The 24324-nt window shown below is 61.0% G+C and carries 25 protein-coding genes and 1 pseudogene; 16 read left to right on the top strand and 10 right to left on the bottom strand.

The annotated features are described in order from the left end of the window. The first annotated feature begins 64 nt into the window (after positions 1-64). Positions 65-553: an Lrp/AsnC ligand binding domain-containing protein gene (locus J1G35_RS05650; protein ID WP_003176896.1), complete on the top strand. Its 489-nt coding sequence runs from the start codon at positions 65-67 to the stop codon at positions 551-553. Between the two features lie 16 nt (positions 554-569). On the opposite strand, the gene J1G35_RS05645 is transcribed toward J1G35_RS05650, so the two are convergent. Continuing rightward, positions 570-923, bottom strand: a complete 354-nt coding sequence (locus J1G35_RS05645; RefSeq protein WP_003176897.1) for a YkgJ family cysteine cluster protein — start codon at positions 921-923, stop codon at positions 570-572. Positions 924-1038: 115 nt separating this feature from the next. Between J1G35_RS05645 and J1G35_RS05640 the strand changes: the two genes are divergently transcribed. Continuing rightward, positions 1039-2331: an FAD-binding oxidoreductase gene (locus tag J1G35_RS05640; protein WP_223014005.1), complete on the top strand. Its 1293-nt coding sequence runs from the start codon at positions 1039-1041 to the stop codon at positions 2329-2331. Here J1G35_RS05640 and J1G35_RS05635 read toward each other — a convergent pair whose 3' ends face one another. Further along, the gene (locus J1G35_RS05635; RefSeq protein WP_053127674.1) at positions 2332-2556 is read right to left on the bottom strand and encodes a DUF1127 domain-containing protein; all 225 of its coding nucleotides are present in this window, start codon (positions 2554-2556) and stop codon (positions 2332-2334) included. 166 nt (positions 2557-2722) lie between these two features. On the opposite strand from J1G35_RS05635, the gene J1G35_RS05630 reads away from it, so the two are divergent. Beyond that, entirely contained in the window at positions 2723-4189 is a 1467-nt protein-coding gene (locus J1G35_RS05630; protein WP_223014003.1) for a PLP-dependent aminotransferase family protein, read from the top strand. 19 nt (positions 4190-4208) lie between these two features. Then, entirely contained in the window at positions 4209-5774 is a 1566-nt protein-coding gene (locus tag J1G35_RS05625) for a phospholipase D family protein (protein WP_223014001.1), read from the top strand. Between the two features lie 12 nt (positions 5775-5786). On the opposite strand, the gene J1G35_RS05620 is transcribed toward J1G35_RS05625, so the two are convergent. Then, positions 5787-6929, bottom strand: a complete 1143-nt coding sequence (locus J1G35_RS05620) for an MFS transporter (protein ID WP_223013999.1) — start codon at positions 6927-6929, stop codon at positions 5787-5789. A gap of 162 nt (positions 6930-7091) precedes the next feature. Continuing rightward, complete coding sequence (locus J1G35_RS05615) at positions 7092-8585, bottom strand: aldehyde dehydrogenase (protein ID WP_053127666.1); 1494 nt, start codon at positions 8583-8585, stop codon at positions 7092-7094. A gap of 230 nt (positions 8586-8815) precedes the next feature. Between J1G35_RS05615 and J1G35_RS05610 the strand changes: the two genes are divergently transcribed. After that, positions 8816-9178, top strand: a complete 363-nt coding sequence (locus J1G35_RS05610; protein WP_053127665.1) for a cupin domain-containing protein — start codon at positions 8816-8818, stop codon at positions 9176-9178. Between the two features lie 71 nt (positions 9179-9249). Here J1G35_RS05610 and rpmG read toward each other — a convergent pair whose 3' ends face one another. Both rpmG and rpmB read right to left on the bottom strand, forming a co-directional pair. Beyond that, complete coding sequence (gene rpmG / locus J1G35_RS05605; RefSeq protein WP_003176906.1) at positions 9250-9405, bottom strand: 50S ribosomal protein L33; 156 nt, start codon at positions 9403-9405, stop codon at positions 9250-9252. 11 nt (positions 9406-9416) lie between these two features. Then, the gene (gene rpmB / locus J1G35_RS05600; protein WP_003176907.1) at positions 9417-9650 is read right to left on the bottom strand and encodes a 50S ribosomal protein L28; all 234 of its coding nucleotides are present in this window, start codon (positions 9648-9650) and stop codon (positions 9417-9419) included. Positions 9651-10108: 458 nt separating this feature from the next. Between rpmB and J1G35_RS05595 the strand changes: the two genes are divergently transcribed. Beyond that, entirely contained in the window at positions 10109-11701 is a 1593-nt protein-coding gene (locus tag J1G35_RS05595; protein WP_223013997.1) for an ABC transporter substrate-binding protein, read from the top strand. Between the two features lie 28 nt (positions 11702-11729). Here the strand turns inward: J1G35_RS05595 and radC are convergent, their stop codons facing one another. Continuing rightward, positions 11730-12404 carry a DNA repair protein RadC gene (gene radC, locus J1G35_RS05590; RefSeq protein ID WP_053127663.1) on the bottom strand — a complete coding sequence of 225 codons (675 nt, stop codon included), beginning with the start codon at positions 12402-12404 and terminating at the stop codon, positions 11730-11732. Positions 12405-12547: 143 nt separating this feature from the next. Between radC and coaBC the strand changes: the two genes are divergently transcribed. From coaBC to argB, 4 genes and pseudogenes are all read left to right on the top strand, one after another. Further along, positions 12548-13756, top strand: a complete 1209-nt coding sequence (gene coaBC, locus J1G35_RS05585) for a bifunctional phosphopantothenoylcysteine decarboxylase/phosphopantothenate--cysteine ligase CoaBC (RefSeq protein WP_028618473.1) — start codon at positions 12548-12550, stop codon at positions 13754-13756. 5 nt (positions 13757-13761) lie between these two features. Continuing rightward, complete coding sequence (gene dut, locus J1G35_RS05580) at positions 13762-14217, top strand: dUTP diphosphatase (protein ID WP_053127661.1); 456 nt, start codon at positions 13762-13764, stop codon at positions 14215-14217. A gap of 240 nt (positions 14218-14457) precedes the next feature. Next, a pseudogene (locus J1G35_RS05575) lies at positions 14458-15879 on the top strand (phosphomannomutase/phosphoglucomutase); the annotation flags it as partial. A gap of 18 nt (positions 15880-15897) precedes the next feature. After that, the gene (gene argB, locus J1G35_RS05570) at positions 15898-16803 is read left to right on the top strand and encodes an acetylglutamate kinase (protein WP_015886532.1); all 906 of its coding nucleotides are present in this window, start codon (positions 15898-15900) and stop codon (positions 16801-16803) included. A 78-nt stretch (positions 16804-16881) separates the two neighbouring features. Here the strand turns inward: argB and pyrE are convergent, their stop codons facing one another. Continuing rightward, entirely contained in the window at positions 16882-17529 is a 648-nt protein-coding gene (pyrE, locus tag J1G35_RS05565) for an orotate phosphoribosyltransferase (RefSeq protein ID WP_027608288.1), read from the bottom strand. Between the two features lie 82 nt (positions 17530-17611). Here pyrE and J1G35_RS05560 point away from each other — a divergent pair, with 82 nt between their 5' ends. Beyond that, entirely contained in the window at positions 17612-18391 is a 780-nt protein-coding gene (locus J1G35_RS05560; RefSeq protein ID WP_003195493.1) for an exodeoxyribonuclease III, read from the top strand. 58 nt (positions 18392-18449) lie between these two features. Here the strand turns inward: J1G35_RS05560 and J1G35_RS05555 are convergent, their stop codons facing one another. Next, the gene (locus J1G35_RS05555) at positions 18450-18818 is read right to left on the bottom strand and encodes a DUF4870 domain-containing protein (protein WP_053127655.1); all 369 of its coding nucleotides are present in this window, start codon (positions 18816-18818) and stop codon (positions 18450-18452) included. 22 nt (positions 18819-18840) lie between these two features. Beyond that, entirely contained in the window at positions 18841-19563 is a 723-nt protein-coding gene (gene rph, locus J1G35_RS05550) for a ribonuclease PH (RefSeq protein WP_016975928.1), read from the bottom strand. A 215-nt stretch (positions 19564-19778) separates the two neighbouring features. Between rph and J1G35_RS05545 the strand changes: the two genes are divergently transcribed. The 5 genes from J1G35_RS05545 to J1G35_RS05525 all read left to right on the top strand — a co-directional run bounded on the left by J1G35_RS05545 (position 19779) and on the right by J1G35_RS05525 (position 24275). After that, on the top strand, positions 19779-20642 hold the full coding sequence (locus J1G35_RS05545; protein ID WP_053127652.1) for a YicC/YloC family endoribonuclease: 864 nt from the start codon (positions 19779-19781) through the stop codon (positions 20640-20642). A gap of 10 nt (positions 20643-20652) precedes the next feature. Further along, positions 20653-21273 carry a guanylate kinase gene (gmk, locus tag J1G35_RS05540; protein WP_053127649.1) on the top strand — a complete coding sequence of 207 codons (621 nt, stop codon included), beginning with the start codon at positions 20653-20655 and terminating at the stop codon, positions 21271-21273. A gap of 167 nt (positions 21274-21440) precedes the next feature. Beyond that, the gene (rpoZ, locus tag J1G35_RS05535) at positions 21441-21704 is read left to right on the top strand and encodes a DNA-directed RNA polymerase subunit omega (protein WP_017735757.1); all 264 of its coding nucleotides are present in this window, start codon (positions 21441-21443) and stop codon (positions 21702-21704) included. 60 nt (positions 21705-21764) lie between these two features. Next, positions 21765-23870 carry a bifunctional GTP diphosphokinase/guanosine-3',5'-bis pyrophosphate 3'-pyrophosphohydrolase gene (gene spoT / locus J1G35_RS05530; protein WP_015886535.1) on the top strand — a complete coding sequence of 702 codons (2106 nt, stop codon included), beginning with the start codon at positions 21765-21767 and terminating at the stop codon, positions 23868-23870. A 24-nt stretch (positions 23871-23894) separates the two neighbouring features. Then, positions 23895-24275 (top strand): RidA family protein, encoded by a 381-nt coding sequence (locus J1G35_RS05525; protein WP_003176922.1) that lies wholly within the window; start codon positions 23895-23897, stop codon positions 24273-24275. Positions 24276-24324 lie beyond the last annotated feature (49 nt).

The raw sequence follows: 24324 nt of genomic DNA, 5'->3' as shown, positions 1-24324 counted from the left end.
ATATAAATGCCTATATTTGGCGACAATTCTCGGCAAAAACCCTTTTCACAGAGGCGTATCCCCTATGCGTACCAACACCCAGACCAAGCGGGAGCTGGACAAGATCGACCGCAACATCCTGCGCATCCTGCAAACCGACGGGCGAATTTCGTTCACCGAGCTGGGGGAAAAGGTTGGGCTCTCCACCACGCCGTGTACCGAGCGGGTACGGCGACTGGAGCGCGAGGGGATCATCATGGGCTACAACGCGCGTCTAAACCCACAGCATTTGAAGGGAAGTTTGCTGGTATTTGTCGAGATCAGCCTCGATTACAAATCCGGCGACACCTTTGAAGAGTTCCGCCGCGCCGTGCTGAAACTGCCCCATGTCTTGGAGTGCCACCTGGTCTCGGGAGACTTCGACTACCTGGTGAAAGCGCGAATTTCCGAGATGGCCTCGTACCGCAAATTGCTCGGCGATATCCTGCTCAAGCTGCCCCATGTGCGGGAATCGAAGAGCTATATCGTGATGGAAGAGGTGAAAGAGAGCCTGAACCTGCCGATCCCTGACTGATCGGCACATACGCCTGTCAGACCAGCACCTGCCGGGTGCTCGCCATGTACTCATGGATCTGCTTCTCCACCCGAGGGTGAATCAGCTCCACCGGCCCGCGCCCATTGGGGCAAGGCAAGGTCTTGGTGGTGCCGAACAGCCGACAGATCAGCGGCCGCTCGTCATACACGGTGCAGCCGTTGGGGCCCAGGTGCACGCAGTTCAGCTCGTCCATCGCCGCGTCCTGCTCGGCAGCGGTCTTGCGTGGCAGGCGCGACATTTCCTCGGGCGAAGTGGTGACCGGCCCACAGCAGTCGTGGCAGCCAGGGACGCACTCGAACGAAGGAATCTGACGGCGCAGCGCGCTGATTTTCTGACTGTTGCAACTCATCGAAACACGTACCGAACGGCAAATAGAGGTGGATTCTGAAGCAAAACGCCCTGCGCAGACAGCTTCGTCCGACCGCTGTATCCTGCGTCAAATTTTCCAAACAGGGATGCTCCCCATGACTGCCAGCACCCGGCACACCGCTTCCTACTACGCCGCCAGCAGCGTGCCGCAACCCGATTACCCAGCGTTGACGGGCGAAGTGAGCGCCGATGTGTGCGTGATCGGCGGCGGTTTCTCCGGGCTCAACACGGCCCTGGAGCTGGCTGAGCGCGGCTTCAGTGTGGTGCTGCTGGAGGCGCGCAAGATCGCCTGGGGCGCCAGCGGGCGCAATGGCGGCCAGTTGATTCGCGGCGTCGGTCATGGCCTGGAGCAGTTCACCAACGTGATCGGCACCGATGGCGTGCGCCAGATGAAGCTGATGGGCCTGGAAGCCGTGGAGATCGTGCGTGAACGTGTCGAACGCTACCAGATCCCCTGCGACCTGACCTGGGGCTACTGCGACCTGGCCAACAAGCCTCGCGACCTGCACGGCCTGGCCGAAGACGCCGAAGAACTGCGCAGCCTGGGCTATCGCCACGAAGTACGCTTGCTGCAAGCGAGCGAAATGGGCAGCGTCATCGGCTCCGACCGCTATGTGGGCGGCATGATCGACATGGGCTCGGGCCATCTTCACCCGCTGAACCTGGCGCTGGGTGAAGCAGCCGCGGCGCAGCAGTTAGGCGTGCGTTTGTTCGAACAGTCCGAAGTCACGCGTATCGACTACGGCCCCGAGGTCAAGGTGCACACCGCCCAGGGCCATGTGCGCGCCAAGACCCTGGTGCTGGCCTGCAATGCCTACCTGAATGGACTGAACCCGCAATTGAGCGGCAAGGTGCTGCCCGCCGGCAGCTACATCATCGCCACCGAACCGTTGAGCGAAGCACAAGCCGCCAACCTGCTGCCGCAGAACATGGCGGTGTGTGACCAGCGCGTGACGGTGGATTACTTCCGCCTGTCCGCCGACCGCCGCCTGTTATTCGGCGGCGCCTGCCACTACTCCGGACGCGACCCCAAGGACATCGGCGCCTACATGCGGCCAAAGATGCTGCAGGTATTCCCGCAGTTGGCAGAGGTGAAGATCGATTACCAATGGGGCGGCATGATCGGCATCGGCGCCAACCGCCTGCCGCAGATCGGCCGCTTGGCGGATCAGCCCAACGTGTATTACGCCCAGGCCTATGCAGGCCATGGCCTCAACGCCACGCACCTGGCGGGCAAGTTGCTGGCCGAAGCCATCAGTGGCCAGCAGCAGGGGCGTTTCGACCTGTTCGCCCAGGTGCCACACATCACCTTCCCCGGCGGCAAATACCTGCGCTCGCCGCTGCTGGCCTTGGGAATGCTCTGGCACCGCCTCAAAGAGCTGGCCTGATCAATCGCGCCAGAAGGGTTTCAGGCCTTCCTGGCGCGCTTGCTCAGGAGTCAATCCAACGTCGCGCAATTGCTCGCAGGTCAAGTGCAGCAGGGCCTTGCGCGTATGACGGCGGTGCCAGAACAGACTCCAGCGGCTGATCTCACGCGGCGACGTCGCCCGCTCTTGCCCAGCCTGCAATTCCTGACTGTGTAACATCAGCCGCACATCGCTCATGCCGTTCATTTTGCTGCCCCTCATTTGCCTATTGCCATGAGTGACTAGAATGGGTGAGCGAGCAAAACCATTACAGATTCAACCAATCTTTATTAAATCCATACAGATACTGCCTTTACGTGGCTGAATCCTGTATTTTCCCACAATCTGTACTGGTCCCCTGGGAGCGACCGCCATGACGCTTTACGTCAACCTCGCCGAATTACTGGGCACGCGCATCGAGCAGGGTTTCTATCGCCCCGGTGATCGACTGCCGTCCGTACGCGCCTTGAGCGTGGAGCACGGGGTCAGCCTGAGCACCGTGCAGCAGGCTTATCGGTTGCTGGAAGACAATGGCCTGGCGATGCCCAAGCCCAAGTCCGGCTACTTTGTACCGGTGGGCCGTGAGTTACCGGCGCTGCCTGAGGTCAGCCGCCCGGCCCAGCGCCCGGTGGAGATTTCGCAATGGGACCTGGTGTTGGAACTGATTCGCGCGGTTCCGCGCAAAGACGTCATACAGCTGGGTCGCGGCATGCCGGATGTATTGTCGCCCACCATCAAGCCTTTGCTGCGCAGCCTGGCCCGTGTCAGCCGGCGCCAGGACTTGCCGGGGCTGTATTACGACAACATCCTCGGCTGTATGGAGTTGCGCGAGCAGATTGCCCGACTGTCACTGGACTCCGGCTGCCAACTGACGGCCGAGGACATTGTGATTACCACTGGTTGCCACGAGGCGCTGTCCGCCAGCATCCACGCCATCTGTGAGCCCGGCGACATCGTTGCGGTGGACTCGCCCAGCTTCCACGGCGCCATGCAGACCCTCAAGGGCCTGGGCATGAAAGCCCTGGAAATCCCCACCGACCCGATCACCGGCATCAGCCTCGAAGCCCTGGAACTGGCATTGGAGCAGTGGCCGATCAAGGTCATCCAACTGACCCCAAACTGCAACAACCCTCTGGGCTACATCATGCCGGAGGCACGCAAGCGAGCGCTGCTGAACCTGGCCCAGCGCTTTGACGTGGCGATTATCGAAGACGACGTGTATGGCGAGCTTGCCTACAGCTACCCGCGCCCGCGCACCATTAAATCCTTCGACGAAGACGGCCGCGTGCTGCTGTGCAGCTCGTTCTCCAAGACCCTGGCGCCGGGCCTGCGTATTGGCTGGGTGGCGCCGGGCCGGTACCTGGAGCGGGTGCTGCACATGAAGTACATCAGCACCGGCTCCACCGCCACACAGCCACAGATCGCCATTGCCGAGTTTCTCAAGGGCGGGCATTTCGAGCCGCATCTACGGCGAATGCGCACGCAATATCAACGTAATCGCGACTTGATGCTCGACTGGGTCAGCCGCTATTTCCCAGCGGGTACCCGTGCCAGCCGCCCGCAGGGCAGTTTTATGCTGTGGATCGAACTGCCGGAAGGTTTTGATACGTTGAAGCTCAACCGTGTGCTGGTGGAACAAGGTGTTCAGGTGGCGGTGGGCAGCATCTTTTCCGCCTCGGGCAAGTACAGGAATTGCCTGCGCATGAACTACGCTGCCAAGCCAACCGCACAGATCGAAGAGGCCGTGCGCAAGGTCGGCGCCGCCGCGAGCAAACTGCTGGCGAGGCCGCCGACTGACCTTTCACGAGAATTCGCCGTCATATGTCGACAACCGCCCTGACCTGGAAGCGACTCCCTTGATGATTCGACGGCTTTTACCGCTTTTCCTGTTGGGAGCCCTGGCCTTGGGCGGCTGTGCCACGGTGAGTACCCCGCGCATCCCCAGCGATGCCCTACCGGCTGCCCAGTCGTCATTCGGCCGCTCGATCCAGACCCAGGCCGCGCCGTATCAAGGGCGCTCCGGTTTCCGCCTGCTGCCCAACAGCAGCGAAGCCTTCATGGCCCGCGCCGAGCTGATCCGCAACGCCCAGACCAGCCTCGACCTGCAGTACTACATCGTCCACGACGGCATCAGCACCCGCATGCTGGTGGATGAACTGCTCAAGGCTGCCGACCGTGGGGTGCGCGTGCGCATCCTGCTGGACGACACCACCAGCGACGGCCTCGACCAGATCATCGCCACCCTCGCCGCCCACCCCAAGATCGAGATTCGCCTGTTCAACCCCTTGCACCTGGGGCGCAGCACCGGCGTGACGCGCGCCATGGGTCGCCTGTTCAACCTGTCGCTGCAGCACCGGCGCATGCACAACAAGCTGTGGCTGGCGGACAACAGCGTGGCCATCGTCGGTGGGCGCAACCTGGGGGACGAGTATTTCGACGCCGAGCCCAACCTGAACTTCACCGATATCGACATGCTCAGCGTCGGACCGGTGGCCGAGCAACTCGGGCACAGTTTCGATCAGTACTGGAACAGCGCCCTGAGCAAACCCATTGATGACTTTGTCTCCAATACGCCCTCCAAAGGTGACCTGGCCGCCGCGCGCCTGAGCCTGGAAGCATCGCTGGCCGAGTCGCGCCAGCAAAAGCATGCGTTGTATGCGCGTTTGCGGACCTATCAAACCCAGCCGCGCATGGACATCTGGCGCCGCGAACTGATCTGGGCCTGGAACCAGGCATTGTGGGACGCGCCGAGCAAGGTCCTGTCCAAGGCCGACCCGGACCCGCACCTGCTGCTGACCACCCAACTGGCCCCGGAACTGGAAGGCGTCAACCATGAGCTGATCATGATCTCGGCGTACTTCGTCCCGGGGCAGCCAGGGCTGGTGTACCTGACGGGCCGCGCCGACGCGGGCGTATCGGTGAGCTTGTTGACCAATTCCCTTGAAGCCACCGACGTGCCTGCCGTACATGGCGGCTATGCGCCGTATCGCAAGGCACTGCTGGAGCACGGGGTAAAACTCTACGAACTGCGCCGCCAACCGGGTGACGGTGGCGGCAGCGGCCCGCACCTGTTTCGGCGAGGCACGTTCCGCGGCTCGGACTCGAGCCTGCACAGCAAGGCGATGATCTTTGATCGGCAAAAATCGTTTGTCGGCTCTTTCAATTTCGACCCTCGCTCCGTGCTGTGGAACACCGAAGTCGGTGTGCTGGTGGACAGCCCCGAGCTGGCGGAACACGTGCGCAACCTGGCTCTGCAAGGCATGGCGCCGGCCTTGAGCTACGAGGCGAAATTGCAGGACGGCAACCTGGTGTGGGTGACCGAGGACAACGGCCAACTGCACACCCTGACCCGTGAGCCTGGCAGTTGGTGGCGACGCTTCAATGCCTGGTTCGCCACCTCGGTCGGCCTGGAGCGCATGCTCTAGGAACAGCGAGGATCAAGCAGGCTGTGCGGCACCAAATGCGCCTTGGCGCAACAACAGCACCACCAACCCCAGCGCTCCGGCGGCCATCAGCCACGGCAACGCATGCCCGCTGATCCACTGGCTACCCGCGCCAGCCACCAGCGGGCCGATCAGGCAACCGATTCCCCACAACTGCGCAATGTGAGCATTGGCGCGCACCAGCGCATCGTCACGATAACGCTCGCCGATCAGAATCAGCGACAACGTGAACAACCCACCAGCACTGGCGCCGAACAGCACCCACACCGGCCAGATCAACGGCGTGTGCATCAACAATGGGATTGCCAGGCTCGACGCCAGCAACAGCACCGCGCAACTCAGGAATAAGGTGCGCCGCGACAGGTAATCCGCCAGCGCGCCAATGGGCAGTTGCAGCAACGCGTCGCCGACCACCACCGTGCTGACCATCGCCAAGGCGACTTCGGCGGTGAAGCCCTGCTGCAGGCAGTACACCGGCAGCAGCGTCAGGATCATCGCCTCGAACGCCGCGAACAGCGCCACCGCCCAGGCAATCGCTGGCAGGCTCAGGCAGAAGCGCCACAGGTCCGCGAAGGTCACGCTGAACGACTCGGCACTGGGCGCACCGGAGCGACCCAGCAAGGCCAGCGGTGCCACCAGCAACAGGCCAACGCCGACCCAGAAACCATAGTCATGGTCGGTGCCGATCACGCCCAGCAGCAACGGCCCCGAGAGCTGACTCAAGGCGTAACTGCAGCCATACAGCGCCACCAGCCGGCCACGCCACTGTTCCACCACCAACTGGTTGATCCAGCTTTCACCGAGGATAAACACGATGGTCAGGATCACCCCGATCATCAGCCGCAGCACCAGCCACACCGGGTAGCTGGGCAAAATTGCCAGCAGGCCGATGGACACGGCTCCGGCCCATAGGCACAGGCGCATCAGATTGGCGGTGCCCAGCCATGAAGCAAGACGGCTGGAGACCTTGGCGCCGAGCAGCACGCCGAACGCCGGCATGGCGGCCATCACGCCAATGGCAAAACTGCCGTAGCCCCAGCCTTCAAGGCGCAGCGACACCAGCGGCATGCTGACGCCCAGGGCCAGACCGACACTGAGTACCGAGGTCAGGACGGCGAAATAGGTCGCCCAACGCATGTCCACGCTCCTGTGGATAATTATTTATCTCGTTTCAAAACGAACTGTAGGAGCGAACTTGTTCGCGAAAAACGTTAACGATGACGCGCTCATCCTGGATAAACGCGGCGCCTTCAAGTTCTTCGCGAGCAAGCTCGCTCCTACAGGGGTCAGCGGTGTTGCTTAGAGCTTGATCCAGGTCGCCTTCAGCTCGGTGTATTTGTCGAACGCATGCAGCGATTTGTCGCGACCATTACCCGACTGCTTGAAGCCACCAAACGGCGCGGTCATGTCGCCGCCATCATATTGGTTAACCCACACGCTACCGGCGCGCAGGGCCTTGGCGGTGAGGTGCGCCTTGGAAATGTCCGAAGTCCACACCGCAGCGGCGAGGCCGTATTGGGTGTCGTTGGCGATTTTGATCGCTTCTTCGGCGCCGTCAAAGGTGATCACCGACAGCACAGGGCCGAAGATCTCTTCCTGGGCGATTCTCATGGCGTTGGTCACACCGTCGAAAATCGTCGGCTCGACGTAGGTGCCACCCGTCTCTTCCAGAATGCGCTTGCCGCCCGCTACCAACTTGGCGCCATCGGCGTGACCCGCTTCGATATACGAGAGCACGGTGTTCATCTGCTGGGTGTCCACCAGCGCACCCACGGTGGTCGCCGGATCCAGCGGGTTGCCGGGTTTCCAGCCTTTGAGGGCCTCAATCACCAGCGGCAGGAAGGTGTCCTTGATCGAACGCTCCACCAGCAGGCGCGAGCCGGCCGTGCAGACTTCGCCCTGGTTGAAGGCGATGGCGCTGGCAGCGGATTTGGCGGCAGCCTGCAGGTCCGGAGCATCGGCGAACACGATGTTTGGGCTCTTGCCGCCAGCTTCCAGCCAGACGCGCTTCATGTTCGATTCGCCGGAGCGGATCAACAGTTGCTTGGCGATCTTGGTCGAACCGGTGAACACCAGGGTGTCGACGTCCATGTGCAGCGCCAGCGCGTTACCCACGGTGTGGCCGTAGCCCGGCAACACGTTGAACACGCCTTTCGGAATACCAGCTTCAACGGCCAGGGCCGCGATGCGGATGGCGGTAAGTGGGGATTTTTCAGACGGTTTGAGGATTACCGAGTTACCGGTCGATAGCGCCGGGCCGAGCTTCCAGCAGGCCATCATCAGCGGGAAGTTCCACGGCACGATGGCCCCCACAACGCCGACCGGCTCGCGGGTCACCAGGCCCAGTTGATCGTGCGGGGTGGCCGCGACTTCGTCATAGATCTTGTCGATTGCCTCGCCGCTCCAGCTCAGGGCATTTGCCGCGCCGGGTACGTCAATGTTCAGGGAATCGCTGATCGGCTTGCCCATGTCCAGGGTTTCGAGCAGCGCCAGCTCTTCGGCATTGGCCTTGAGCAGCGCGGCGAAACGGATCATGGTGGCTTTGCGTTTGGCCGGCGCCAGGCGCGACCAGACACCGGAATTGAAGGTGGCGCGGGCGTTTTCCACCGCGCGCTGGGCGTCGGCGGCGTCACAACTGGCTACGCGGGTGAGCAGGCGGCCATCGACCGGGCTGATGCATTCGAAGGTGTCACCGGAAACAGCGGCGGTGTATTCGCCATTGATGTAGGCGCGGCCTTCGATCTTCAGGTCCTTGGCGCGTTGTTCCCAGTCGGCACGGGTCAGGGTGGTCATGCGAGTGTCCTCCTCTTATTGAATACAAGGGCCAGGCGATGTCCCCCGGCAGCCTCAAAGAATGCTTGCCCGCCAGCCAGCTGTTCGGCTCAAAGGCAGCTGCCACCCTAAACCAGCGGCTGGGGATGTTTCAATATATTTGACATAACGCCGGGAAATGCCCTTGCGATGTTCATTTTAATAAACATAGACTTTGGGCTCTCCAACCCCAGGCCAGACGGGACACGCACATGAGCATCCAGGACATCGTCGACTTCAGCCAAGCCAACACCGCCCCCGACCGCTACCGCCCTGCCGCCGAAAAAATCCTCAAGGGCGATCCTGAACAAACGGTGTACAACCATTACAACAGCCCGTGCGGCCAGATGAACGCCGGGGTCTGGGAAGGTGAGGTCGGGCAGTGGAAGGTCAACTACACCGAGCATGAATACTGCGAGATCGTGCAGGGGGTTTCCGTATTGCGCGACGCCGAGGGCAATGCCAAGACATTGCGTGCCGGCGACCGCTTCGTGATCCCGGCCGGCTTCAGTGGCACCTGGGAAGTGCTGGAGCCGTGCCGCAAGATCTATGTGGTGTTCGAACAGAAGGCCTGATCAACAAACGCCAGGCAAAAAAAAGCCCGTATCGTGAGATACGGGCGTTTTTTCACAAGGAAGAAAATCAATTACTTGATTTTGCCTTCTTTGTAGATCACGTGCTTGCGAACGCGCGGGTCGAACATTTTCTTTTCGAGCTTGTCCGGGGTAGTACGCTTGTTCTTGTCGGTAGTGTAGAAGTGACCAGTACCGGCGCTAGAGATCATTCGAATCAATTCACGCATGATAGAGCTCCTTAGATCTTGCCAGCGGCGCGGATTTCGGCCAGCACGACAGTGATGCCACGCTTGTCGATAATACGCATGCCTTTGGCAGATACACGCAGGCGAACAAAACGTTTCTCTTCTTCAACCCAGAAGCGGTGATGCTGCAGGTTCGGCAGGAAACGACGACGGGTTTTGTTATTTGCGTGGGAAATGTTATTCCCAGTCACCGGACCCTTACCGGTAACTTGACAGACTCTCGACATGCCTCAGCCCTCTAAAACCACATGCCCAACCCGGCATGGGTTGGCCGCTTAATCTCTCAGTCATTTGGCGCCAGGCGCCGCGTTTCTTTAGGGTCTTACCGGCTACACCTACAAGCGAAGGAACCGGGCCCCTAGAAAAGAGCGCTGCTTTATACCAGAAAGACCCCGGTGCAACAACAGGCCGTATATTTTTATCGACGCAAATCTCGGCTGTTGATACCTGAACCGTTGCCAGGAGGGGCCGCTACAACAGCCGACCGCTCGTCGCACAGAATGATTTTCAGCGCCCGCCAGCACCGCAAAGCGCATGACGAAACGATCTGAGGCGCCATCAAAACAGCATTTTGCCCAAAAGCACAGGCAAAAATGGGCTAGTCATTTATCAATCAGAGCACTACGGTAGGACTTTTCCAGACTGCACTCGCAGATGGGCCTTCGATCTGCAAAGGAAACCGAACATGCGCCTCGCTGCCCTACCGCTATTGCTAGCCCCTCTATTTATCGCGCCGCTGGCCTCCGCCGCCAGCAATTTGAGCGTCTGCACCGAGGCCAGCCCCGAAGGGTTCGATGTGGTGCAATACAACTCACTGACCACCACCAACGCCTCGGCCGACGTGCTGATGAACCGCCTGGTGGACTACGACGCGGCCAGCGGCAAACTGGTGCCAAGCCTGGCGGACAGCTGGGACGTCTCGCCGGATGGCCTGACCTATACCTTCAAGCTGCACCCGGACGTGAAATTCCATCGCACCGAGTATTTCACCCCAAGCCGCACCCTGACCGCCGAAGACGTACGCTTCAGCTTCGAGCGCATGCTCGACCCGGCCAACCCGTGGCACAAGATCGCCCAGAGCGGCTTTCCCCACGCCCAGTCCCTGCAATTGCCGGCCCTGGTCAAGAAGATCGATGCGCTCGACCCGCTGACCGTGCGCTTTACCCTCGATCACGCCGACTCCACCTTCCTCGCGGCCCTGAGCATGGGCTTTGCCTCGATCTACCCGGCGGAATACGCCGATAAACTGCTCAAGGCTGGCACGCCAGAGAAGCTGAACAGCCAACCAATCGGCACCGGGCCGTTCATCTTCAGCCGTTTCCAGAAAGACGCCGTGGTGCGCTACAAGGCCAACGCGGACTACTTCGCCGGCAAACCGGCTGTGGATAACTTGATCTTTGCCATTACCCCGGACGCCAACGTGCGCCTGCAGAAACTGCACCGCGATGAATGCCAGATTGCCCTGTCGCCCAAGCCCCTGGACGTGGGCGAGGCGGAGAAGGACCCCGCACTCAAGGTGGAAAAAACCGCAGCGTTCATGACCGCATTCGTGGCCATCAACAGCCAGCATCCGCCGCTGGACAAACCCGAGGTACGCCAGGCAATCAACCTGGCCTTCGACAAAGACAGCTACCTCAAGGCCGTGTTCGAAGGCACCGCCGAAGCCGCGAATGGCCCTTACCCGCCCAATACCTGGAGCTACGCCAAGGACTTGCCGGGTTATCCACAGGACCTCGCCAAGGCCAAGGCCTTGCTGGACTGTGCCGGCCTCAAGGACGGTTTCAAGACCACCATCTGGACGCGCCCCACCGGCAGCCTGCTGAATCCCAACCCGAACCTCGGCGCACAACTGCTGCAGGCGGACCTGGCCAAGGTCGGCATCCAGGCCGAGATCCGCGTGATCGAGTGGGGCGAGCTGATTCGCCGCGCCAAAGCGGGTGAACACGACCTGCTGTTCATGGGCTGGGCCGGTGATAACGGCGACCCGGATAACTTCCTCACCCCGCAGTTTTCCTGCGCGGCGGTTAAGTCCGGCACCAACTTCGCGCGCTACTGTGATCCGGCACTGGACAAGCTGATCAGCGCCGGCAAGACCACCAGCGAGCAAGGCGTGCGCAGCAAGCTGTATCAGCAGGCCCAGGCGCAGATCCAGCAGCAGGCGCTGTGGTTGCCGCTGGCGCACCCGACGGCCTTCGCCCTGGCGCGCAAGAGCGTCGAGGGCTACCAGGTGAGCCCGTTCGGGCGCCAGGACTTCTCGAAGGTCAGCGTCAAGCCCTGAGAACCACGCCCGCCCTCACTGGGCGGGCTTACATCCAGCCATATTCCGCCATCGACAACGGATCACCATCCCCCACGATGATGTGATCCAGTACTCGCACATCCACCACTTCCAAGGCCTTTTGCAGCACCTTGGTCAATTTTCGATCAGCTGCGCTGGGCTCCACACTCCCGGATGGATGGTTGTGACACAGAATCAACGCCGCCGCGTTATAGGCAAGGGCGCGCTTGACCACTTGCCGGGGGTAAACCACGGCCGCGTCGATGGTCCCTTCGGACAACGCCTCGAACCCTAACACCCGATGCTTTGAGTCCAGGAACAGGCAGCCGAAGATCTCGTGAGGCTCATGACGCAACAACGCCTTGAGGTAGTCGCGCACCGCTACCGGGCTTTCCAGCACCGAATCGCTGCGCAGGCGCTCAGCCATATGGCGCCGGGACATTTCCAGCACTGCCTGCAACTGGGCAAACTTCGCCGGGCCCAAGCCCAATTGCTGGCTGAACAATGTCTGGCTGGCTTCCATGAGCGGGCGCAAACCGCCAAATTGCGCCAGCAGATGCCGCGCCAGGTCCACCGCGCTCCTACCGGTTACCCCGGTGCGCAGGAAGATCGCCAGCAATTCAGCGTCGGACAGACTCGCCGCGCCCCACTCCAAAAGCTTCTCTCGCGGCCGCTCTGCTGCCGGCCAATCACGAATACTCATCCCACCTCCCTGTGCATGTGCGCCGCTGTTGCCTGGCAGGCGCTGTGTTATCGTAGGCCCTCTTTTTTGCATGCGATTTCACCTGGGGAGGGGACATCGCAGGCGTCACTGAACTGGCTTCACTGAACTGGAAAGGCAAACCAATGCAGCGTCTGTATCGGAAACGCATCGTTCTCGGCGTCGGCGGCGGCATTGCCGCCTACAAGAGCGCAGAGCTGGTCCGCAGGCTTCTCGACCAGGGCGCCGAAGTGCGCGTGGTCATGACCCGCGGCGGCAGTGAGTTCATCACCCCGCTGACCATGCAGGCCTTGTCCGGACACCCGGTCCACCTGGACCTGCTGGACCCAGCAGCCGAAGCTGCCATGGGCCATATCGAGCTGGCCAAGTGGGCCGACCTGGTGTTGATCGCCCCTGCCACCGCCGACCTGATCGCCCGCTTGGCGCAAGGCATCGCCGATGACCTGCTGACCACCCTGGTACTGGCCACCGACGCCACCGTCGCCATCGCCCCGGCCATGAACCAGGCCATGTGGCGTGACCCGGCAACCCAGGCGAACACCCAACTCCTGCAAAGCCGTGGCCTCAAGGTGTTCGGACCGGCCTCCGGCAGCCAGGCCTGCGGCGATGTCGGCATGGGCCGCATGCTCGAAGCCACCGACCTGGCACTGTGCGCCGCGGAGTGCTTCCAGCACCTGGCCCTGACCGGTAAGCACGTGCTGATTACGGCAGGCCCGACCCAGGAAAACATCGACCCGGTGCGCTACATCACCAACCATAGCTCAGGAAAAATGGGTTTTGCCTTGGCGGAAGCGGCGGTCGAGGCAGGCGCACGCGTAACCCTGATCACCGGCCCGGTGCACTTGCCGACCCCCGATCGCGTCACGCGAATCGACGTAGTCAGCGCCCGGGACATGCTGGCCGCCTGTGAGGCCGCCATCCCCTGTGACCTGTTTATCGCTTCGGCAGCGGTTGCAGACTACCGCCCGGAAGTCGTCGCCCCGCAAAAGCTCAAGAAAGACCCTACGAGCGGCGACGGCCTGCTCCTGCAAATGGTGCGCAACCCGGACATTCTGGCCACTATCGCCACGCGTGCGGACCGCCCGTTCAGTGTCGGCTTCGCCGCCGAGACCGAGCACCTGCTGGACTACGCCGCACGCAAACTGAAAGACAAAAATCTCGACCTGATCGTTGCCAATGATGTCGCCAACCCGAGCATCGGCTTCAACAGCGAGGAAAACGCCTGCAGCGTGATCGACCGCGACCTGCACGCCACCCTTTTCGCCCAGACCAGCAAAGGCAAGATTGCCCGCCAACTGATCTCTTTTATCGCCCAACGGCTGAACCAGGTTTAATTTCCATGCACGCTTTGCAAGCCAAGATCCTCGACCCCCGCATCGGCACCGAATTTCCACTGCCGGCCTACGCCACCCCAGGCTCCGCCGGCCTGGACCTGCGTGCCATGCTCAAGCAAGACACCGTGCTTGAACCGGGCCAGACCCTCCTGATCCCCACTGGCCTGTCGATCTACGTCGGCGACCCAGGCCTGGCGGCGCTGATCCTGCCGCGCTCCGGCCTGGGACACAAACACGGCATCGTGCTGGGCAACCTGGTCGGCCTGATCGATTCGGACTACCAGGGCGAGCTGATGGTGTCGTGCTGGAACCGTGGCCAGACGGCGTTCAACATCGTCGTCGGCGAGCGCATTGCCCAGCTTGTACTGGTACCGGTGGTGCAGGCGCATTTCGAGCTGGTACAGGATTTCGACGAAACCCAACGCGGCGCAGGCGGTTTTGGGCATTCCGGCAGTCACTGACTACGCTGAACCTGGCCGGGCGCTTTTGCCCGGCTCGACGCCCCCGCAAGGCTTTTCAGGATGAAGAATGCGCGGACTTTATCAGCGAGATTTCACCTTTGAAATCAATGCATTACGCAGACAAAAAGACAGGAGCCAAGCTCCGATGGCACTTTTGCACCACGAACTCTCTGCCGAAAACACCGTCATACCCTTCAGTTTGAGCCTGCCGGTCAGCCACATTAAGGCCAGCCTTGCCCCCTTGAGATGGAGTTTCCCCCCGCGATGAGTACCGCAGCCCGAGTAGCCCCGACATTCCCTGACAGCATCTTTCGCGCCTATGACATTCGTGGCGTGGTGCCCAAGACCCTGACCGCCGAAACCGCCTACTGGATTGGCCGTGCCATTGGCGCCCAGAGCCTGGCCCAGGGCGAGCCGAACGTTTCCGTCGGCCGTGACGGTCGCCTGTCCGGTCCGGAACTGGTGGAGCAACTGATCCAGGGCCTGGCCGACAGCGGCTGCCATGTCAGCGACGTCGGCCTGGTGCCCACCCCGGCGCTGTACTACGCCGCCAACGTACTGGCCGGCAAATCCGGGGTGATGCTGACCGGTAGCCATAACCCGTCGGACTACAACGGCTTCAAGATTGTCATCGCCGGCGACACCCTGGCCAACGAACAGATCCAGGCCCTGCACACCCGCCTGAAGACCAATGACCTGACCAGCGGCCAAGGCAGCATCACTAAAGTTGACATCCTGCCGCGCTACTCTGACGAAATCACCCGCGACGTCAAACTCGCGCGCCGCCTCAAAGTGGTGGTGGATTGCGGCAACGGCGCGGCTGGCGTGATCGCTCCGCAACTGCTCGAAGCCCTGAACTGCGAAGTGATCCCACTGTTCTGCGAGGTCGACGGCAACTTCCCCAATCACCACCCGGATCCAGGCAAGCCAGAAAACCTGGTAGACCTGATCGCCAAGGTGAAGGAAACCGGTGCTGACGTCGGCCTGGCCTTCGACGGTGACGGCGACCGCGTGGGCGTGGTGACCGAAACCGGCGAGATCGTATTCCCGGACCGTTTGCTGATGCTGTTTGCCCGTGACGTGGTGGCGCGCAACCCCAACGCCGAAATCATTTTCGACGTGAAGTGCACCCGCCGCCTCACCCCGTTGATCAAGGAATATGGCGGCCGTCCGCTAATGTGGAAGACCGGTCACTCGTTGATCAAAAAGAAAATGAAAGAAACCGGCGCACTGTTGGCCGGCGAAATGAGCGGCCACGTGTTCTTCAAGGAGCGCTGGTTCGGCTTTGATGACGGCATTTACAGCGCCGCCCGTCTGCTGGAGATCCTCAGCAAGGAAAAATCCACCGCCGAAGAGCTGTTTCAGACCTTCCCGAATGATATTTCTACGCCAGAGATCAATATCCATGTGACCGAGGAGAGCAAATTCAGCATCATTGACGCACTGCACGATGCGCAATGGGGTGAAGGCGCCAACCTGACTACCATTGATGGTGTGCGAGTCGATTACGCCAAAGGCTGGGGCCTGGTTCGCGCGTCCAACACCACACCGGTGCTGGTGCTGCGTTTCGAGGCGGATACCGAGGCTGAGTTGCAGCGCATCAAGGACGTGTTCCACGCCCAGTTGAAACGTGTTGCCCCTGATCTCCAATTACCGTTCTGATTTTTACCGGAGCCCTGAATGACCCTCGAACGCGAAGCCGCTGCTAACACCGCCAAGGTCCTGTCCGAAGCGTTGCCTTACATTCGACGCTACGTCGGCAAGACGCTGGTGATCAAGTACGGTGGCAATGCCATGGAAAGCGACGAGCTGAAAACCGGCTTTGCCCGCGACATCGTGTTGATGAAAGCCGTGGGGATCAACCCTGTTGTTGTCCACGGTGGCGGCCCGCAAATCGGCGACCTGCTCAAGCGCTTGTCGATCGAGAGTCACTTCATCGATGGCATGCGCGTCACTGACGCGCAAACCATGGACGTGGTGGAGATGGTCCTCGGCGGCCAGGTGAACAAAGACATCGTCAACCTGATCAACCGTCACGGCGGCAGCGCCATTGGCCTGACCGGCAAGGACGCCGAGCTGATCCGTGCGAAAAAACTGACCGTTACCCGTCAGACGCCGGAAATGACCCAGCCGGAAATCATCGATATCGGCCAGGTAGGCGAAGTGATCGGCATCAACACCGACCTGCTGAACCTGCTGGTCAAGGGTGACTTCATCCCGGTGATCGCGCCGATCGGCGTGGGTGCCAACGGTGAGTCCTACAACATCAACGCCGACCTGGTCGCCGGCAAGGTAGCCGAGGCGCTGAAGGCTGAAAAGCTGATGCTGCTGACCAACATCGCCGGCCTGATGGACAAGGAAGGCAAGGTACTGACCGGCTTGACCACTCAACAAGTGGACGAACTGATCGCCGACGGCACCATCTACGGCGGCATGCTGCCGAAGATCCGTTGCGCGCTGGAAGCCGTGCAAGGCGGCGTCGGCAGCTCGCTGATCCTGGATGGCCGTGTGCCGAATGCGATCCTGCTGGAAATCTTCACCGATACCGGCGTGGGCACGCTGATCAGTAACCGCAAGCGTCCTTAAAGCACTAAAAAGCCCCACCCCTTGTAGGAGCGAGCTTGCTCGCTCCTACAAGGGGTGGGGCTTTTTGTTGGGCGGCGATTACTGAACGCCGAACTGCTCGCGATACGCCTTCACTGCCGGCAAGTGCTGCTTGAGCTGCGGATCATCTTCCAGGAACTGCAACACCTGGTTCAACGACACGATGCTTACCACTGGAATACCGAAATCACGCTCCACTTCCTGGATCGCCGACAACTCACCGTTGCCACGCTCCTGACGGTTCAGCGCGATCAGCACACCAGCGGCCTTGGCGCCGTCCTGGGAAGCGATGATCTGCATCACTTCACGGATAGCCGTACCTGCCGTGATCACGTCATCAATGATCAATACATCGCCGGTCAGCGGCGCACCCACCAGACTGCCGCCTTCGCCATGCGCCTTGGCTTCCTTGCGGTTGAAGCACCATGGCAGATCCCGCCCATGATGTTCCGCCAGGGCCACGGCCGTAGCAGCTGCCAGGGGAATACCCTTGTAGGCCGGGCCAAATAGCACGTCGAAGGAAATACCGCTTTCAACAATGGCTGCCGCGTAGAAACGACCCAGCTGAGCCAAGGCCGAACCCGAGTTGAACAAGCCCGCATTGAAGAAGTACGGGCTGGTGCGCCCGGACTTGAGGGTGAACTCACCGAAGCGCAAAACCCCGCGATCGATGGCAAAACGAATGAAATCGCGTTGATACGCCTGCATGAAAAAAGCCTCAGATACCACGGATTTAGCTAATTAGGTAGACGGCGTGTATCATACACGCACGCGATTTTTGGGGCCATTTATGCGGATCATCAGTGTGAACGTTAATGGTATTCAGGCTGCAGTCGAGCGTGGTTTGCTCAGTTGGCTGCAAGCTCAGAATGCCGACGTCATCTGCCTGCAGGACACCCGCGCCTCCGCCTTTGAACTGGACGACCCAGCCTTCCAACTGGATGGCTACTTCCTTTATGCCTGCGATGCCGAAGTGCCCACCCAAGGTGGCGTGGCTTTGTACTCGCGGTTGCAACCCAAGGCGGTCATCAGCGGCCTCGGCTTCGAGACAGCCGACCGCTACGGGCGCTACCTGCAAGCCGATTTCGACAAGGTCAGCATCGCGACCTTGCTGCTTCCTTCGGGGCAGAACGGCGATGAAGACTTGAACCAGAAGTTCAAGCTAATGGACGATTTCGCCCGTTACCTGGATAAACAGCGACGCAAACGTCGCGAGTACATTTATTGTGGCTCGCTGTACGTGGCGCAACAAAAGCTGGATATCAAGAACTGGCGCGACAGCCAGCAATCCCCGGGCTTCCTGGCGCCGGAACGGGCCTGGATGGACGAGATTGTCGGTAACATGGGCTATGTGGATGCCCTGCGCGAAGTCAGCCGCGAAGGCGACCAGTACAGCTGGTGGCCAGACAACGAACAGGCTGAGATGCTCAACCTGGGCTGGCGCTTCGACTACCAGTTGCTGACCCCAGGTCTGCGCCGGTTCGTGCGCAGTGCACGTTTGCCGCGCCAGCCGCGCTTCTCGCAGCACGCGCCACTGATCGTGGACTACGACTGGACACTGACCATCTAAGGTCTTTATCCAGGCACAAAAAAACCGACATCGCTGTCGGTTTTTTTGTGGGTGTTCATTATTTGACCAGGCGCCAGGTCCACGGGTAGCGATAGGCAGTGCCGTTGTTGGCCTTGATGCCAGCGATGATCGTCAGCACCAGCGCCGCCACCACCAGGATCAACATCAGCAGAAAGCCGATCACCACGAACCCCAGCACCATGCAGACCAGCCAGGCGATGGCCACGGTGATCTGGAAGTTCAGGGCTTCCTTGCCCTGATCATCGATAAGCGGGTCCATATCCTTCTTGATCTGCCACACGATCAGCGGCCCTAACAGGCTGCCAAAGGGGAATACCAACCCCAGGAACGCCGCGAAGTGACACAACATCGCCCACTGGCGAACTTCCTTGGTCGGTGCCGGAACCGGCAATTGACTGTCACTCATGGCGCTTCTCCTTGAAGCCGGCTTAGTCAGCCAGTGCGGCGTTTTGCAATTCGAAGATTTCGGTCATGCCTTTCTGCGCCAGGGCCAGCATGGCGTTCAGCTCGGCCGGTTGGAAAGGCGCGCCTTCGGCGGTGCCCTGCACTTCGATGAAACCACCGGTGCTGGTCATCACCACGTTCAGGTCGGTCTCGGCGGCCGAATCTTCCAGGTAGTCCAGGTCCAGCACTGGCTCGCCCTGGTACATGCCCACCGATACGGCGGCGATCATCTGCTTGAGCGGGTCACCGCCTTTCAGGCCGCCACGCTTCTTGATGACTTTCAGTGCATCAACCAGCGCCACCATGGCGCCGGTGATGGACGCAGTACGCGTACCACCGTCGGCCTGGATCACGTCGCAGTCGACGTACAGGGTCACGTCGCCCAGCTTGGACATGTCCAGCGCGGCGCGCAGGGAGCGCCCGATCAGACGCTGGATTTCCAGGGTGCGGCCGCCTTGCTTGCCACGGCTGGCTTCACGCTGGTTACGCTCGCCGGTGGCGCGCGGCAGCATGCCGTATTCGGCGGTCAACCAGCCCTGGCCCTGGCCCTTGAGGAAACGCGGCACGCCGTTTTCGACGCTGACGGTGCAGATCACCTTGGTATCGCCAAACTCGACCAGTACGGATCCCTCGGCGTGTTTGGTGTAGTTGCGGGTGATGCGGATCGAGCGGAGCTGATCGGCAGCGCGACCACTTGGACGTTTCATAGGGGATACCTGTACTGAGGACGAAAAACTGCCGAGCATTATAGAGCCGCGAGCCGATTCGGGGCACTGCTAAAAATCTGGTTACGAATGGCCAGCCTATCGCCCATTGTTTGGGCGCGCTCGCCCCACTGCGCTACAATCCTGCGCCTTCGCAGCCAGTCGGCTTCAATTTACCCATCAGCCCGTGTTTGCAGGCTGTAACGCGAGGTACCTCCATGGTGCACAGCATGACCGCCTTCGCCCGCGTCGAAAAAGCCGGTGTCCAAGGCACCCTGAGCTGGGAACTGCGCTCGGTCAACAGCCGCTACCTGGAACCGCACCTGCGCCTGCCGGAATCCTTCCGCGACCTCGAAGGCGCCGTGCGTGAGGCACTGCGCCAGGGGATTTCCCGCGGCAAGCTGGAATGCACCCTGCGGTTTACCGAGGAAACCACTGGCAAGCCGCTGCAGGTGGATCGCGAGCGCGCAGCGCAACTGGTCGCTGCCGCCGAAACCATCGCCGGCCTGATCAAGCAACCCGCCGCGCTGAACCCTCTGGAAGTGCTGGCCTGGCCCGGCGTGCTGGTGGCCGATGCCACCGACCCGCAAGCCCTCAATGCCGAAGCCCTCGCCCTGTTCACCCAGGGCTTGAAGGAGCTCAAGGCCGGACGCGAGCGCGAAGGCGCCGAACTGGCCCGGCTGATCAATGAGCGCCTGACATCGATCGAAGCAGACGTGGTCATCCTGCGCGAGCTGGTCCCGCAAATGCTCGCCACCCAACGCCAGAAGGTCCTCGATCGCTTCACCGACATGAAGGCCGACCTCGACCCCGTGCGCCTGGAGCAGGAAATGGTGCTACTGGCGCAGAAGAGCGACGTCGCCGAAGAACTGGACCGCCTGAGCACCCACATCCTCGAAGTGCGCCGCGTGCTCAAGTCCGGCGGCGCCGCTGGTCGGCGCCTGGACTTCCTGATGCAGGAACTCAACCGCGAAGCCAATACACTGGGCTCCAAGGCTTTCGATCCGCGCAGCACCACGGCGGCGGTCAACCTCAAGGTGTTGATCGAGCAGATGCGCGAACAAGTACAGAATATTGAGTAAGGCAACCTCCATGACCCATAGCACCGGCACCCTTTACATCATTTCCGCCCCTTCGGGCGCGGGCAAGAGCAGCCTGGTCAAGGCCCTGACCGACGCCGACGAGCAGATTCGCATCTCGGTCTCCCACACCACCCGTGCCATGCGCCCGGGCGAGGTGAACGGCGTGCACTATCACTTTGTCGAGCGCACCGAGTTCGTCAAGATGATCGAACACGGCGACTTCCTGGAGCGCGCCGAAGTATTCGGCAACCTCTATGGCACCTCGCAAAGCCACCTGCAGCAGACCCTGGACGAAGGCCATGACCTGATCCTGGAAATCGACTGGCAGGGCGCCGAGCAAGTACGCCAGCTGATGCCCAAGGCACGCTCGATCTTCATCCTGCCGCCGTCCCTCGAGGCGTTGCACCAGCGCCTGACCAACCGGGGACAGGACAGCGACGAAATCATCGAAGGCCGCATGCGTGAAGCCGTCAGCGAAATGAGCCACTACGTCGACTACGACTACCTGATCATCAATGACGATTTTTCCCATGCACTGGATGACTTGAAGGCGATTTTTCGTGCCAATCAGCTCCAGCAAAAGCGTCAACAGCAGCGTTTCGGCAAATTACTGGCCGAACTGCTCGGCTGATTGGCTCTTCCCAAAACCGCTGCAAGGGCTTTACATTGGCGCTTGTAGCGGTTTTGCGAGGGCCTGCGAAAAATCAGCGCTTCCCTAAACGCTGGTGATTTTTTAAACTGTTTAGTCCGCTCGCCCAACCGGGCAGCGCGCATCTTGCATTCGCTCCGAGGAATATCATGGCCCGCGTAACCGTTGAAGACTGCCTAGACCACGTGGCAAACCGCTTTGAGCTGGTCATGCTCTCTACCAAGCGTGCCCGTCAACTGGCCACTGGCGGCAAAGAGCCCCTGGTCCAGTGGGAAAACGACAAGCCTACCGTTGTAGCCCTGCGCGAAATCGCTGAAGGCCTGATGAGCTACGAGTTCATCGCCAACGCTGAGATCGTTGAAGACGAACCGCTGTTCGCAGCGTTCGAGGACGAGTCCAACGAGGCCGTCTAAGCCTATGCCTGGTCGACGTAGCACGGCGCGGGGTCACAGCCTTCGGCAGGAGTTCACACTTTGCCGAGCATAGACGCCCTCGCCGATCGCTTATCGACCTACCTCGGTCCCGACCAGGTCAACCTGGTCCGCCGAGCGTATTTCTACGCCGAACAAGCCCACGACGGCCAACGCCGCCGAAGCGGCGAGGCGTACGTCACCCACCCTCTTGCGGTGGCAAATATCCTGGCCGACATGCACATGGACCATCAGAGCCTGATGGCCGCGATGCTGCATGACGTGATCGAAGACACCGGCATTGCCAAGGAAGCGCTCAGTGCGCAATTTGGCGAAACCGTGGCCGAACTGGTCGACGGGGTCAGCAAACTGACCCAGATGAACTTCGAGACCAAGGCCGAAGCCCAGGCGGAAAACTTCCAGAAGATGGCCATGGCCATGGCCCGCGATATCCGCGTGATCCTGGTCAAGCTGGCCGACCGGCTGCACAACATGCGTACGCTGGAAGTGCTGTCCGGCGAAAAACGCCGGCGCATCGCCAAGGAAACCCTGGAAATCTACGCGCCCATCGCCAACCGGCTGGGCATGCACGCCATTCGTATCGAGTTCGAAGACCTCGGCTTCAAAGCCATGCACCCGATGCGTTCGGCGCGCATCTACCAGGCGGTCAAGCGTGCCCGGGGCAACCGCAAGGAAATCGTCAACAAGATCGAAGAATCCCTGAGCCATTGCCTGGCGATCGACGAGATCGAGGGCGAGGTCAGCGGCCGGCAGAAGCACATCTACGGCATCTACAAGAAGATGCGCGGCAAGCGCCGGGCCTTTAACGAGATCATGGACGTGTACGCGTTCCGCATCATCGTGGACAAGGTCGATACCTGCTACCGCGTACTCGGGGCTGTGCATAATTTGTACAAACCCCTGCCGGGGCGCTTCAAGGACTACATCGCCATTCCCAAGGCCAACGGCTATCAATCGCTGCATACCACGCTGTTCGGTATGCACGGGGTGCCCATCGAGATCCAGATCCGCACCCGCGAAATGGAAGAGATGGCCAACAATGGCATCGCTGCGCACTGGCTGTACAAATCCAGCGGCGACGAGCAGCCCAAAGGCACCCATGCCCGCGCCCGCCAGTGGGTCAAGGGTGTGCTGGAAATGCAGCAACGAGCCGGCAACTCCCTGGAATTCATCGAAAGCGTCAAGATCGACCTGTTCCCGGACGAGGTCTACGTGTTCACGCCCAAAGGCCGCATCATGGAGCTGCCCAAAGGCTCCACTGCGGTCGACTTTGCCTACGCGGTGCACACCGACGTCGGCAACAGCTGCATTGCCTGCCGGATCAACCGCCGTCTCGCGCCGCTGTCAGAACCGCTGCAAAGCGGCTCCACGGTCGAGATCGTCAGTGCACCCGGAGCCCGCCCGAATCCGGCGTGGCTCAACTTCGTGGTCACCGGCAAGGCCCGCACACACATCCGCCATGCCCTGAAACTGCAGCGCCGCTCCGAGTCCATCAGCCTGGGCGAACGCCTGCTGAACAAAGTGCTCAACGGCTTCGACAGCGCCCTGGACAAGATTCCGCAAGAGCGCGTGCAAGCGATGCTCCACGAGTACCGCCAGGAAACCATCGAAGACCTGCTGGAAGATATCGGCCTGGGCAACCGCATGGCCTACGTGGTCGCACGCCGCCTGCTGGGCGAAGGCGAACAGTTGCCAAGCCCCGAAGGCCCGCTGGCGATTCGCGGCACCGAAGGCCTGGTGCTCAGCTACGCCAAATGCTGCACGCCGATCCCTGGCGACCCGATTGTCGGCCACCTGTCGGCTGGCAAGGGCATGGTCGTTCACCTCGACAACTGCCGCAACATCACCGAGATCCGTCACAACCCGGAAAAATGCATCCAGCTCTCGTGGGCCAAGGATGTCACCGGCGAATTCAACGTCGAGCTGCGCGTGGAGCTGGAACACCAGCGCGGCCTGATCGCCCTGCTGGCCAGCAGCGTCAACGCTGCCGACGGCAATATCGAGAAAATCAGCATGGACGAGCGCGATGGTCGCATCAGCGTGGTCCAGCTGGTGGTCAGTGTGCATGACCGCGTGCACCTGGCCCGCGTGATCAAGAAACTGCGCGCCTTGACCGGTGTGATCCGCATCACCCGCATGCGTGCGTAGCCCATCCATTACAAGGAGTCATTCATGACCAAGACCGTTATCACCAGCGACAAAGCCCCAGCCGCCATCGGTACTTATTCCCAGGCCATCAAGGCGGGCAACACCGTCTACATGTCCGGCCAGATCCCGCTGGATCCAAAGACCATGGAACTGGTGGAAGGCTTCGAAGCCCAGACCGTTCAGGTCTTCGAAAACCTCAAGTCCGTAGCAGAAGCTGCCGGCGGCTCCTTCAAGGACATCGTCAAGCTGAACATTTTCCTCACCGACCTGAGCCACTTCGCCAAGGTCAACGAGATCATGGGCAAGTACTTCGAACAGCCTTACCCCGCCCGTGCCGCGATTGGTGTTGCAGCCCTGCCAAAGGGCGCGCAGGTTGAAATGGACGCGATTCTGGTCATCGAGTAAAACACCCGGCGCAGCTTCCACAGGCTGCGCCGACTTCGTTTTAAAAGGA

Source organism: Pseudomonas sp. SH10-3B (assembly GCF_019891415.1).
Classification (GTDB): Bacteria; Pseudomonadota; Gammaproteobacteria; order Pseudomonadales; family Pseudomonadaceae; genus Aquipseudomonas.
Note: the sequence above shows the minus strand (reverse complement) of the source record. Positions and strands in the feature narration are given on the sequence as shown.